This is a genomic window from Polyangiaceae bacterium (genome assembly GCA_020633235.1).
GTDB lineage: Bacteria > Myxococcota_A > Polyangia > Polyangiales > Polyangiaceae > JACKEA01.
In genome coordinates this window covers 1,187,327-1,200,414 of record JACKEA010000002.1, presented here as the reverse complement: position 1 = coordinate 1,200,414, position 13,088 = coordinate 1,187,327, and the positions used below count along the sequence as shown (strand labels likewise).

The 13,088-nt window shown below is 69.1% G+C and carries 11 protein-coding genes; 8 read left to right on the top strand and 3 right to left on the bottom strand.

The genetic code is table 11. The annotated features are described in order from the left end of the window. Nucleotides 1-89 precede the first annotated feature (89 nt). Nucleotides 90-2,063 (top strand): hypothetical protein, encoded by a 1,974-nt coding sequence (locus H6717_15840; protein MCB9578497.1) that lies wholly within the window; start codon nt 90-92, stop codon nt 2,061-2,063. 31 nt (nt 2,064-2,094) lie between these two features. Further along, nucleotides 2,095-3,522 (top strand): HAD-IG family 5'-nucleotidase, encoded by a 1,428-nt coding sequence (locus H6717_15835; GenBank protein ID MCB9578496.1) that lies wholly within the window; start codon nt 2,095-2,097, stop codon nt 3,520-3,522. Here H6717_15835 and H6717_15830 read toward each other — a convergent pair whose 3' ends face one another. After that, nucleotides 3,523-4,167 (bottom strand): hypothetical protein, encoded by a 645-nt coding sequence (locus H6717_15830; protein ID MCB9578495.1) that lies wholly within the window; start codon nt 4,165-4,167, stop codon nt 3,523-3,525. Between the two features lie 119 nt (nt 4,168-4,286). On the opposite strand from H6717_15830, the gene H6717_15825 reads away from it, so the two are divergent. Continuing rightward, complete coding sequence (locus H6717_15825) at nt 4,287-4,586, top strand: PilZ domain-containing protein (GenBank protein ID MCB9578494.1); 300 nt, start codon at nt 4,287-4,289, stop codon at nt 4,584-4,586. Nucleotides 4,587-4,624: 38 nt separating this feature from the next. Here H6717_15825 and H6717_15820 read toward each other — a convergent pair whose 3' ends face one another. Next, on the bottom strand, nt 4,625-5,071 hold the full coding sequence (locus H6717_15820; protein ID MCB9578493.1) for a hypothetical protein: 447 nt from the start codon (nt 5,069-5,071) through the stop codon (nt 4,625-4,627). Nucleotides 5,072-5,198: 127 nt separating this feature from the next. On the opposite strand from H6717_15820, the gene H6717_15815 reads away from it, so the two are divergent. The 4 genes from H6717_15815 to H6717_15800 all read left to right on the top strand — a co-directional run bounded on the left by H6717_15815 (nt 5,199) and on the right by H6717_15800 (nt 10,373). Continuing rightward, on the top strand, nt 5,199-5,555 hold the full coding sequence (locus H6717_15815) for a hypothetical protein (GenBank protein MCB9578492.1): 357 nt from the start codon (nt 5,199-5,201) through the stop codon (nt 5,553-5,555). Nucleotides 5,556-5,717: 162 nt separating this feature from the next. Further along, nucleotides 5,718-7,061, top strand: a complete 1,344-nt coding sequence (locus tag H6717_15810; protein MCB9578491.1) for a serine/threonine protein kinase — start codon at nt 5,718-5,720, stop codon at nt 7,059-7,061. Beyond that, nucleotides 7,058-9,040 (top strand): serine/threonine protein kinase, encoded by a 1,983-nt coding sequence (locus tag H6717_15805; protein ID MCB9578490.1) that lies wholly within the window; start codon nt 7,058-7,060, stop codon nt 9,038-9,040. Before H6717_15810 ends, H6717_15805 begins: the two co-directional genes overlap by 4 nt. Before the next feature lie 13 nt (nt 9,041-9,053). Continuing rightward, nucleotides 9,054-10,373, top strand: coding sequence for a sigma 54-dependent Fis family transcriptional regulator (locus H6717_15800; GenBank protein MCB9578489.1), 1,320 nt, complete (start codon nt 9,054-9,056; stop codon nt 10,371-10,373). Between the two features lie 30 nt (nt 10,374-10,403). Here H6717_15800 and H6717_15795 read toward each other — a convergent pair whose 3' ends face one another. After that, entirely contained in the window at nt 10,404-10,883 is a 480-nt protein-coding gene (locus tag H6717_15795) for a hypothetical protein (protein MCB9578488.1), read from the bottom strand. Between the two features lie 137 nt (nt 10,884-11,020). Here H6717_15795 and H6717_15790 point away from each other — a divergent pair, with 137 nt between their 5' ends. Continuing rightward, on the top strand, nt 11,021-13,060 hold the full coding sequence (locus H6717_15790) for a response regulator (protein ID MCB9578487.1): 2,040 nt from the start codon (nt 11,021-11,023) through the stop codon (nt 13,058-13,060). The last annotated feature ends 28 nt before the right edge of the window (nt 13,061-13,088 follow it).

Below are 13,088 nucleotides of genomic sequence, written 5' to 3'. Positions count from 1 at the left end.
CTTTCTCCGGAGACACAAAGTTCGTTCAGCGGCCGAAGGCTGATATAAATACTTTGCCACCGCTCGGAGAAGGGCGAGGATTTTCGGTCATGCAGCCACCCCAGGCGCCGCTTGCCGGGCGCTACAGGTTCAAGAAGAGCGTTCCTGCGGGGTCGAAGGGCGTGGTGTGGCTGGCGGCGGATGCGAGCGGCAAGGCCGTGGTCATCTCGGCTTTGGCCAGCGCACGTGTGGCAGCTTTGCGCCCCGTGGTGGGCGTCAAACACGACCACCTGGCCGCATTGATCGAGATCGTGGAGGCACCGGACCCGAGGTCCGTGCCCGGTGGCAAGAAGGTCGCGGCCGTGGCCGTTGCCGAGCACGTGACCGGGGAAACGCTGCACCAACGCCTGAAATCCGGGCCTCTGGAGCTTCGTGACGCGGTGGAGACGTTCCAGCGGCTGGCCCGAGCGGTGTTCACGGTGCAGGGCGCGGGCGGCGCGCATGGTGCCATTTCGCCCCGGAGCATCGTGGTGAACCCAAGCGCCGGGCGCATCGCGCCGGTGCTCACGCAGCTGGTGGCACCCACCAGCGGGGCGTATTGCGCGCCGGAACGTCTCCAGGGGCGCGGGCCGAGTGCGGCGGACGACGTGTGGGCGCTGCATGCCGCCCTGTTCACGGCCATCACCTGCAGCCCCCCCTTCAAGGGCGAGACCAAAGATCAGCTCCTGCTCAGCATTGCCGGCGGGCGCCACCAGAAGCTCGACGCCCTCGGCATCAAGGACGACGGGCTCAACGAGCTGTTCGAAGGCGGGCTGATCCCGGATCTCGCGCGTCGGCGGTCGGGGCTCGAAGAGCTGATGGCGAAGCTCGATGCTTGGCTGTCGGCGAACACCGAGAGCGACTGGGAAGACGACGAAGCCACGTTGGTCGCCTCGCAGCGCGACTACGCGGACATGCTCGCCAGCACCGAGGGAGAGAAGCCCGAGCCGGTGCCGAGCATGCCCCCCGTGTCGGTGGAGGAAGAGGCCGGCGAGGACGAGAGCAATCCCTTCGACGACGAAGACGACGCGACCACGGTGATGGGGGCGCCGCCCATCGAGGACATCCGCGCGGCGCTGGCCCGGCCAGATCCAGAGCCGGAGCCGGCGGTCGCTCCGCGTCCCGCATTTCCGTCGGCCCCTGCAATTCCCCCGCCGCCGCCCGAGGTCGAGCCGCCGCCCATTCCGTCGGCCGCGAACCTCGCGCCACCACCCGCCGCGCCCGCGTCCAGCTCCTTGCCCGCCGGTGTGGAGGCCTATCCGCCGCTGGTGTCTTACCCACCTCCGGCGATGGGTCAGCCCACGCCGCCTCCGAGCCTCGACCTCGGGGACGACGAGATCAAGATCCGCAATGCCAATCGCGGACCGCTGATCGTGATCGGCGTGATCGTGGCGCTGGCCGTCATCGCCCTCGCTGTCGCGATGTACATGAACCACCGCGCCGCAGCAGCGGGCACGCTCACCTCCGAGATCGAAGCACCTCCGCACAGCGCGGCGCCGTCGGCGTCGGCGCCACCGCCCGTCTCCACGCCTTCGGCAACCGTCGCGGCCATCGCGCCACCGGTGGATCGCGGCAAGTGCGTCGCCGCGCAGTTCGAAGAAGGCAGCCTGGAGGGCAACGAGGGCTTCGACTTCTTGTGTGAGGACGAAGACTTTCGCGGCATCAGCTCCCAGCTCCGGCGGCGCTTGGTCGTGGCGGGGGCCGGCAAGGTCACGTTGGGCATGCGCGAGTGGTCCACCTTCGGCTGGTTCGAGCTGGCGGCCACCGCGGTGATTCGAGCGCGCTGCTGCGGGGCGGACGTTGCGGCGCTGCGCCTGCCCAAGACCGTGGGCAATTGCCCCGAGCTCGCTGAAGTGCTGTCCAAGGTCGCGCGCCAGCCGGTCGTCGAGAGCGAGGTGAAGGAGCGCGCGAAGGCTTTCGATTCCGCCGTGGTGTGTCTGTTCGCCAACGGCGTGCCGCGCCCCTACAACTATGCGGCGCGCCCCACCGGGCACGCGCGCCTGATGTTCGAAGGCTTCTTGAGCCGCGCCGCACGCCACGGCTGACGCCCCACGCGCGTCGGCGTATGGACGCGGCATGGAGCTTCCGGCCCGCGCTCGTCGCATCTACTGCAACCGCACGTTGAACCTCCGGTCGATCCGCGCCGTCGGCTTCGACATGGACTACACCCTGGTTCACTACCGCGTGGAAGAGTGGGAGCGGCGTGCCTACGAGCACGCCCGCGGGCATTTGCTGGAGCGGGGCTGGCCGGTGCAGAAGCTCGAGTTCGATCCCGAGTTCGCCATCCTCGGCCTGTGCCTGGATCTCGAGCTCGGCAACATCGTGAAGGCCAGCCGTTTCGGCTACGTGACGAACGCGTTTCACGGAACCCAGCGTCTTCCGTTCGATCAGCAACGCGAGCTCTACTCCCGAGTGCCGGTGGATCTGCACGAGTCGCGGTGGGTGTTCTTGAACACCCTGTTCTCGCTCTCGGAAGCCACGCTCTTCGCCCAGTGCGTGGACTTGCTGGATGCGGGCGAGCTGGGGAGCGCCCTGGGGCCGCGGGAGCTCTACAAGATCGTTCGCAGTGCAGTGGACGCGACCCACATGGAGGGAGCCCTCAAGGCGGAGATCGCCCGGGATCCAAAGCCGTTCGTGGAGCTGGACCCGGACCTGCCGCTGGCGCTCCTGGATCTCAAGACCTCGGGCAAGAAGCTGCTCTTGATCACGAACTCGGAGTGGTCCTTCACCCGGGCCATGATGAGCTACGCCATCGAGCCGTACTTGCCGCGCGGGACTTCCTGGCGCGATCTGTTCGAGCTGGTGGTGGTGTCCGCGCGCAAGCCGGACTTCTTCAAGGGCTCGAGCCCGCTGTTCGAGATCGTGAACGACGAAGGGCTGCTGAGTCCGGTGAACGGCGCTACCAAGAGCGGCGGCGCCTACCTGGGAGGCAACGTCCGCATCGTGGAGCGCGAGCTCGGCTTGTCCGCGGAGGACATCTTGTACGTCGGCGACCACCTCTACGCGGACGTGCACGTCACCAAGGACATGCTCCGCTGGCGTACCGCGCTGGTGCTTAGGGATCTGGAAGCGGAGCTGGCCGCCCTCGAGGGCTTCGCCGACAAACAGGCGGCGCTTTCGGAGCTGATGAGCAGCAAAGAGCGGCTCGAGCACGAGTACTCCAAGCTCCGGGTGGAGCTCATGCGCCACGAGGCGGGCTACGGCCACGGCACGCCGTCGCCGGAAGAGCTGCGTGCGGCGATGCACCGCGTGCGCGGCGAGCTGAACGAGCTGGACGAGCGCATCGCGCCGCTGGCGCAAGAGGCGGGGTCTCTCCAGAACGAGCGCTGGGGCCTGTTGATGCGTGCCGGCATCGACAAGAGCTACTTCGCGCGGCAGGTGGAGCGTTACGCGGACGTGTACACGTCGCGCGTCAGCAATCTGCTGGAGCTCACGCCGTTCGTGTATCTGCGTGCCCCGCGGGTGAGCTTGCCCCACGACGCGGGGCTCGACGCGAGCACGTGATCACGCCCCGCGGCGGTTTCGCCAGCGTCGGAGCAGCGTGGTGCCCAGCGCCAACGTCACGCTCAGCACCGTGAGCACCAGCACGTTGGCGGCCACGAAGTCTCGCACCTGGGACAGGGGCGTGGCGAAGGCTTCGCCGAACAGACGCACCAAGGTGATCGCCGTCAGGGTGCCGGCCACGTCGATGATCACGAACCATGCGGGGCGGATCTTCGCCGCTCCGGCCAGCACGCAGATCAAACCCATGGGCGCCACGAACAGCACGACGTAACCCGCTCGGGCGAACGCCTTTTCCAGCAGACGCACCATCTTGCCGGCGCCCCCGGCGCGCCGTTCGATCCACGCCACCGCATCGGACCCGTACCAGCGGCCGATGAGATAGTAGAACGGATCCGGCAGAAACAGCCGGATCAGCGCGATGCCGTAGAACCACTCTGTGGGCACGCTGGGGGACACCAACACCAGGTGGCGCATCACGGGGTTCAGCGCGACGAGCGCGAGGGGCGCCTTGACCAGCAGGGTGGGGGACAGGGCCGTCCCCGTGACCGTCATGATGGACGTGAGCGCGATGGGGCCGAGCGCCAGGCCCAAACGGCGCCGGCGCCGCTTGCTTTCTGCCGGCGAGGGCAGGCGCTGCTCGTCCATCCTCGGAGCTTAGTGAGGTTCCGCGGCGTACCAACAAAAAAGCCAGGTTGCTCTCGGCGCGGTATGCTTCGGGTGTGGAGCGGCGATCTCCTCGATTCACGGTTTGGCTTCCGGTTCGCGTGGACGAGCTGCAGGAAGGGGTGGCAGTGAGTCATGACGCGAGCGATCGCGGCATGATGTTGGTCACCGCCAGCCGTCTGGAGATCGGGGCGGAGGTGACCATCGTGCTCACGGTGCCGCCGGAGGGGGGAGAAGAGCGCCGGGTGCACGGGCATGTGGTGCGCGTGGAGCCGAACCTCGAGGATCCGCAAGGCATGTGGCCCCACCGGATGGCGGTGGAGTTCGATCACAAGGTGCCGGAAGTGGAGCGTGTCCTCGCTGCTCTCGAAGCCAAGGGCTTCGCCGAGCGCAAGCGCTAGCGGATTTCTTTTGTTGGCTCGCCGCGGAAACAGCGCGGTCAGCGCACGCGGAGCAGCACGCCACGCCCCTGCCACGGCGTGGTCCGTCCCTCGAACCACAGCTCGTTGCCCCGGAACTCGCCGTAGGCGTCGTAGGTGACGCCGGTGTCGTCCCAGGTGCGGATGCCGAGGCGATCTCGGTCGGCTTCCATCACCTGATAGCGGCGCGTGGTATCCACGCCCGCTCCGGTGGCGTGCATCCACTGGCCGTCGAAGGTGACCGTCATGCGGCCGAACTGCACCTGCAACAGCGACGCGAGCATGGGCTCGAGGGCGACGGACGGCTGGAAGCTCTGCAGCAACCAGTCGCCGGTGAGGCGTCGATTGGCGGCCTGGCGCGCGACCTGACCGGCGTCTTCGACCTGGCCACCGCGATCCTTGCATCCGGTGACGAGCACGAGGGAGAGGGCGAGGGCGGCGAACAACCAACGGCGGCGCGGCATCACGCACAGGATCGTAGTTACTGCCGCTACGATTGTCGAAGCGGGGATCTCGGCCCGTTGGCCGTGGTGCGAAACGCCGCAGTGGATTCGGATTTCGCATTTGCGGCGGCCGCACTAGGTTCTGGTTTCGATGAGAAAACCCCCGCTGATGCCCACCAAGCGCCACCGCGTGATTCCGTGTGCGGTGTTGATCGGGGGCAATGCCGAGCTGCGCGATGCATGCCGTACCGTGGTAGCGCGGGCCGCAGCCGCCCGCCTCGAGGCCTGCGGGGTCGAGGACGCGGCCACCACCGTGGCCAGCTGCCGGCCCTTTGCCTTGATCGTTCCGGACGTGGTGTACGGCTTCGATCCAGCGGAATTCGACGCCCTGGCCCGCGCCGTAGGGGCGAGCCTGGTGCAGATCCCTGCCGCGGGCATGAGCGCCGAGGGGGCCGACGCCCTGCTGGTCCCGCGTCTCAGAGCGGCTTTCGAGAAGAAGAAGACCTGACGCCCGAAACCACGGCATTTCTCGACAGCATGGAAGAGTGACGGCGCAGGGTTGGGGACCCCGCGCGGGGTGTGGGGCCGGCTTGTTTGCCATCCAGCTGAGTCGCCAAGCGCCAGCGTGTCACGAGTCAATGAAAACGCTGTAAGCTGGCGCGGCGCGAGGATGACGGGTCGGGAGCTCAGCCAGGGAGACGTGCTGGCCGGCAAGTATCGGCTGGTCTCACCACTCGGTCGTGGCGGAATGGGAACGGTGTGGCGCGCGGAGCACCTCACACTTCGCTCCCCCCTCGCCATCAAGCTGGTGGCGGGCCGCGCTGCCGAAAGCCAGGAGGCGCTTGGGCGCTTCTTGCGCGAAGCGCAGGCCGCGGCGGCGCTCCGAAGCCCTCACGTGGTGCAGATCATCGACTACGGCGTGGAGGGCTCGACGCCCTTCATCGCCATGGAGCTGCTCGAGGGCGAGAGTCTCGCGGATCGCTTGCGGAGGGTGGGGCGGCTCTCTCCCGAGGAAACTTCCCGTGTGGTGACGCACGTGGCGCGGGCGATTGCGCGGGCACACGAGGCGGGCGTGGTGCATCGAGACCTGAAGCCCGACAACGTCTTCCTGGTGGCCAACGCCGACGACGAGATCGCCAAGGTGCTGGACTTCGGCATCGCCAAGGTGGACGACACCACGAGCCAAGCGACCACGCCGGCGACCCGCACCGGCGCGGTGATGGGCACGCCCCACTACATGAGCCCCGAGCAGGCGCGAGGGAATCGAGCGGTGGATCATCGCTCGGACCTGTGGTCCCTGGGGGTGATCGCCTACGAGTGTCTCACCGGCCGGCGTCCTTTCGAGAGTGACGTGCTCGGCGACTTGCTCATCAAGATCTGCGCCGAAGAGGCGCCGGTGCCCTCCTCCGTGGTGCCGGTGCCCGCTGGCTTCGATGCCTGGTTCGCCCGGGCCACGGCCCGCGATCCGAATCAACGGTTCCAGTCCGCCCAGGAGATGTCCGAAGCCCTGCGAGGCGTTCTCGGGCAACCCACGCTGCAGACCTGGTCGCAGGCGCCGGTGGCAAGCGTGTCGCCGGTGGCGAGCACGTCGCTCCCGCCGGTGGTGGCCCCGAAGCCGCGGCGCTCTGCCGTGCCCCTGCTCGTGGCGGTCGTCGGAGCTTTCGGCGTGCTGTTCGCGGTGGTCGCGGCGGTGGGGCTTTGGCTCTGGTCCCAGAGCGAGGCCGAGCCCGAAGCCCAGGTGCCGGTGGCGGCGTCGAGCGCGCCCGTCGAAGCGGAAGCGCCGAGCGCCCCCCCGTCTCAAGCGGCGCCTGCCGCGGCCCAGAACGCCCACGGCACCGCGCCCAAGGCCACGGCCACGACGACCGCCAGCGGCGCAGTGCCCGAGAGTGCCCAGAAACAAATCGAAGACGCTCAAAAGCAAGTGGAGGCGGCGCAGAAGTCGGCGGACAAGGCGCGGTCCCAAGCCGAAGCGGCCAAGAAGAGCGCCGAGGCGCTCAAGGCGCTGGGTAAGTGAGCGAGGACGAGACCCTTCGCCAGAGCGAGCTCGGCGAGCTTGCGGGCCGCCCCATCGCGTCCGAGGTACAGCCGAACACGCACTACCTGCTGGAGCGGGTCATCGGTCGCGGAGGCTTTGCCATCGCGTGCCTCGCGCGACGGCGGAGCCCCGAGGGCGACGCGCCAGTGGTGCTCAAGGTGATCCGCCCGAGCCTGATGGCAGAGGCGCGCCGTCTCGCTGCCCGCGCTTTCAAGAAGGAGTCCGTGGCTCTCGGTCGTCTGAACGAGCAGGTGCCCCCGACGCCGTTCGTGGTGCGTTCGATGGACACCGGAAGCGTGACGGTGCGCGAGCAGGGGCAAGACGTGGAAGTGCCGTGGATCGCCCTGGAGTACGTCCACGGCGGTGTCGAGGGAGAAACGCTGGCGCGGCGCGTGCGCTACTCCGTGGAGCACACCGGCTACGCCTTCGACGCCGAGCGCGCGGCCGTGGCGCTCAGCCACCTGGTGGCCGGGCTCTCGGAGATCCACGCGGTGAGCGTCATCCACCGCGACTTGAAGCCCTCCAACGTGCTGTCCTGCGGCTTCGGTCGCTCGGAGATCTTCAAGATCTCCGACTTCGGCATCGCACGACCGGCGGGGGTGGCCTCCACCTTCGGAGACGTGACGTTGGGCACCGCCGGCTACGTGGCGCCCGAGCAGGTGCACCTGCGGGACGAGATTGGACCCTGGACGGACGTCTTCAGCCTGGCGGCCGTCACCTACTTCATGCTCACCGGCAAGAAGTACTTTCGCGTCGCTTCCGCCGTGGAGGGCGTGATGGCGGCCACGGGCAGCGAGCGGCCGACGCTCGTCGGCGAGCCCCACTTGGCGCCGGAGCTCGCTGCCAACCAGGTCGCTTGCCGCGCCATCGATGAAGCCCTCGAGCGAGCGACGCGGGCCGATCCGCGCCAGCGCACGGAGAGTGCGCGCGCGTTCGGCGCCCTGGTGCTGCCTTGGCTCTCGGAGCACCCCGGCAGTGGCAAGCCGAGCGACCGTCTGGTGACCAGCGTGGTGTCGTCGCCGCGGCAGGCGAGCCACGGTCGCGAGAGCTACGGCTGGACGGTGCGCTCGTTGCCCTCGAACGACTGGGTCGTGGCCTCGATCGACTTCGACGGAGACGGTCGCTCGCTGGCGCTCACTACCGCAGGGCCGCGCTTCTGGACCGGGTCGGCGTGGTCGGCGTCGCCCCTCGGCATCGAAGACCCCGTGCTGGTGCGGCGATTCGGACCCGGGCGTTGGTTGGTGTTCGACTCGGCGGCGCGGGCCTACGAGTTCCGCGCCGGGGGCTCGCGCCCGGCCCTTGCCGCCCCCGAAGGGGTGCGCTCCATCACCGCCTTCGATGGTGATCTCTCCGACGTGGGCGTCGCCGCCGGCGTGGACTTCGACGGTGGGGCCGTGGTGTTGGGGCTGTCGGCGCGCCGATGGATGAAGCCATTGCCGCTCGAAGAGGTCGCCAACGTCACCGCGGTGGCGCGCATCGCCGACGACGCTTGGCTGGTGGTCGGGCGTCGCAAGTCGGGAGGCTCCGTGGCGCGGGTGTTTCGCCCGCTGCGCTTCGAGCTCGAGCCGCTCGAGGCACCGGCGGACACGGTGCTGGTGGCGGCTGCTGGAGAGCCGGCGCGAAAGATCGCCCTGGCCGTGGGCGGCGGCGGGGCAGTGCTCACGGTGGAGGAGCGCCCGAGCGTGAGCTACCTGGCGCAGGAACCGCACCTCTCTTCCGTCGCCGTGGACGTGCATGGCACCCGCTGGCTGGGCAGCGCCGGGAAGATCTGGCTGGCGGTGGAGCGGGGCGCGCCGGTGGCGGCGTTCGACGAGGCCGGCTGGGCGTCGCCCTTCGTGGCGCTGTTTGCGGAAGTGGGCCGCGTGGTCGGCATCACCGCGGATGGCGGCGTGGTGGAGGGGCGCCACTCCGCGGATGCCCACCCGACCATCGTGGACGGCCCGCTGCGCCGGTTTTGAGTGATACTCGGGCATGCCCGACGACCTCACGGTTCCGATCCACTCGAACACCACCAGCGTGCGGGCCATCGTGCTGGAGGTCGTGAGCGGTCCGGACGCGGGAAGCGTGAGCGAGCCGAGCACGGACTCCGTGAGCGTGGGGACCGCGGAGGGCAACGACGTCGTGCTGCACGACCCGACGGTGTCGCGCTTTCACCTGCAGCTCAGCCGCAACGCCGGACGTATCGAGGTCGCGGACGTGGGCTCCACCAACGGCACGCGCATCGGCCCGGTGACGCTCTCGTCCACCTCCGTGAGCGTGGACGCCGGCAGCGTGGTGGAGGTCGGTTCCACGCGCCTCGTGGTGCGCGACGGCGGCCTCGTCACCTTGGAGGCCGGGGACGCGCAGGGCGACATTCGCGGCCGGAGCCCGCTGCTCCGACGTCTGCTCGCGTCCGTTCTGCGGGTGGCGAAGTCCGAGGTGCCGGTGCTGCTCGTGGGAGAGTCCGGCACCGGCAAAGAGCTGTTCGCTCGCGCCATCCACGATCAGAGCGCCCGCGCCGGCGAGCCCTTCGTCACGGTGGATTGCGCGGCCATCACTCCGTCTCTGTTTCAGAGCGAGCTGTTCGGTCACGAGCGCGGCGCCTTCACCGGCGCGGATCGCCAGCACGTCGGCGCCTTCGAGCGGGCGAGCGGCGGCACCGTGTTCCTGGACGAGGTGGGCGAGCTGGCCCCGGAGCAGCAGTCGGCCCTGCTCGGCGTGCTGGAACGCGGGGTCGTGCGCCGCGTGGGCGGCAGTAAGGACATCCCGGTGAAGGTGCGATTGGTGAGCGCCACGCACCGCGATCTACGTGCCTTCGTCAACGCCGGCAGCTTTCGGCTGGATCTGTTCTACCGCCTGGCGGTGGTGCTGCTCGCCGTGCCCGCGCTGCGCCAGCGAGCGGACGACATCCCGCTCTTGGTGGAGCACTTTCTGCGACAGGAAGGCTTCAGCGGTGCGGTGGCGGAGCTGTTTCCCGAGCCCGAGATGGAGCGGCTGATGCGCCACGGCTTTCCCGGCAACGTGCGTGAGCTCCGCAACGTGGTGCTGGGCACGCTGGCGCTCGGCAACCCTCCGGACGTGAGCTTGAACCCCGCGGGGGAGAGCTCCGCTCCCGGCGCCCAAGGGCTGTTCGACAGCGTGAGCACGTTGGCGTACCGTGAAGCCAAGCAGAAGGTCGCTGAGGAGTTCGAGCGACACTATTTGTCGGCGTTGCTCGAGCGCACCGGCGGCAACATGCGCCAAGCCGCCCGCGAGGCGCGCATGGATCGCTCGTACTTGATGGAGCTCGTGAAGCGCCACCACCTCAAGTGACGTTTTCTTGTTGGTCCGGCGCGATGCCCGTCAGCGGGGCGACGTCCCGACCACGCGGCAATCCACCGGCGCGAGCGCTTGGCAGCCGGGAGCATCCGGTTGGGGACGCCAGCTCGTGGTGCGGCACTCCTGTTCCACGACGCCCTTGTTGCCCACGGGGTCGGCGCTCTTGTCCTCCACCACCACGAACAGGCACGCGCCCTTTTCCGGAGCCACGAAGTAGTCGACGCGAACCGGGTCGCCCTCGCTGGTGGAGTACAAGTGCGTGCCGTGCGCGGGGCGGCACGCCTCCAGGGCATCGTGCAGGCACTCGTGGATGGGCTGCAGCGAGCAGCTCTCGTCGCCGCGCGGCCGCACGGCCTGGCCGCACTCCGTCACGGTGCCCAGGCGCTTTTGCCAGCGCGCCACCGCGGAGCTCGCCGCCTTCTCGGGAGTCTTCGGGGGAGGACCACCACACGCGACGAAGCCGACGACCGCCAGACCACCCACCATTGCCTGCCAGCGCTTCATGACGGAAGCATCGCACATCGGACCCCGGTGACTCCAGACGTGCGCCGCTAGTCGCCCGATGTGTGTATGTGTGCGACGTCGATCGAGTTGATGGCGCTCAGTCTTGGGCGTGGCGAGCCGTTATAGGATGCGTGACGGTGCGGACTTCCCAACCCCCCGGCCAATCCGGCAAACGGCAGGCGCGCGTCGCTGCCTTGTCGGAGGTGGCGACGATCTGCGCCCGAGCGCACAGCGTTCGGGAGCTGTCGCGACCCCTCGCGTCCGCCGCGCGCCGCGCGTTGGGCGCGCGTACGTTCGCGCTGGCGCTGCAGTCGACGGACGGGGAGCCGTGGGTCACCGTCAGCGGAGCGGATCAATACGGCTTGGGGATCTGGGCGACGCAGGCGTTGGTGCGCTGGTCCGAGGAGCTGTCCGAAGACTCGACGGCGACCGAGCGGCTGAACCAGGACGCGCCGCCTTCCGTGCTGGCGGCGCCGGTGATCGTGCGAAATCGTCTGCGGGGCGTGATCGCGGGGCGCGGATTCCGCGCGCGGGAGCCGCAAGACAAGGCGGAGCTGGTGCTGGCGACGGTGGCGCGCAGCTTGTCCATCGCGATCCGGGCGCTGGAGGCGGAGAGCGCCACGGCGGTGGCCGAACAGGGCGGCGCCGTGATCGCCGCGGTATTGGCGGCCAACGCGGAGAGCGCCGCTGACGTTCTGGAATCGCTGACCCACGCCCTCGCGGCTCACGTGGTGTTCTCCCAGCTGCGGCTCTCGCTGCTCGACGACAGCGGCGCTCGGAGCGAGCTTCCGGCCTCCGTGCGCCCGGGGGAGTCCGGGCCGCCGCCCAGCGGAGAGTGGCCGCGGGCCCACGAGGTAGCGCTCGTGTCCGATGGCGAGGAGGTCGGCGTGCTGCAGGTGCTCTCCGCCGGCCAGCCCAGCGCCGCGGAGCGTGCGCTCCTCGACGCACTGGCGCCTCGCCTGGCGGAAGTGCTTTCGGGGCTTCCGGTTCGGGCGGAGCGGCGGGACTCGGAACGCATTCGGGATCAGTTGATGCAGTCCGAGCGATTGGCGTCGGTGGGACAGTTGGCGCAAGGAGTCGCGCACGAGGTGAACAACCCCCTCAGCGTGATCATGAGCAACCTCTCACTGCTCCTGGAGCGCACCCGAGAGGGCGACGCACCCACGGACGAGGAGGTGGAAGACGTCTTGGGGGAGAGCATCGAAGGCGTTCGTCGCATCGCGTCCACCGTGGAGCACCTGAGGGACTTCGCACGGGGCGCACGGAGCGGGTCCGTCGACCTGGATCTGAACGACGTGGTGCGCGCTGCCGTCAGCATAGTGGACGGCCAAATCCGCTATCGAGCCCACCTGGACTTGGAGCTCGGAGAGCTTCCGGCGGTCCGGGGCGATCACGGCAAGCTGGTCCAGCTGGTGACCAATCTGCTGTTGAACGCGGCTCAGGCCTTCGACGAATCGCACCAGGAGCAGAACCGCATCCGCCTCCGAACCCGTGTCGAAGACGGCACCGTGCGCCTCGTCATTCGCGACAATGGAGCCGGCATTCCCGCTGCGCAGCTCGAGCGCATCTTCGAGCCGTTCTTCACCACCAAGAGCTCGCACTCCGCCACCGGTCTCGGGCTCGCCGTGAGCGCCGACATCGTGCGCCGCCACGGCGGCAAGATCACCGTCAAGAGCCGTGAGGGGCTGGGGAGTCGCTTCGACGTCGTGCTGCCCACGGCGCCGGTGGCGATCTCGTCGCGTCCGCTCACGGCGCCCGCGCAGCGCCCGCAGTTTCGGGCGCGCATCCTGCTGGTGGACGACGACGCCGCGGTCCTGCGTTCGCTCGGACGCGTGCTGTCGCGTCGCCACGACGTCGTCGCCGTGGATGGCGGCGCGGCTGCCCTCGCGCTGTTGCGGCGCGATAGTCACTTCGACGTGATCGTGTGCGACGTCATGATGCCGGACGTCGACGGCGTCGCCGTGTTCGACGCCCTGTCGGAGATCGCGCCGGAGCTTCGCCGCCGGACCATCTTCTGCACCGGCGGGGAATTCACGGCCCGCACCAAGAGCTTCTTGGCCGCCACGGATCGCACCGTGCTCATCAAGCCCGTGACGACGGAGGCGCTGACTTCGGCGATTGTGGACGTGCTGTCGCGGACGCAATCGATGCTGCCCAACACCGGCAACGATCCGTGACGGCGTTTCCGCGCCGTGACGACAAAGA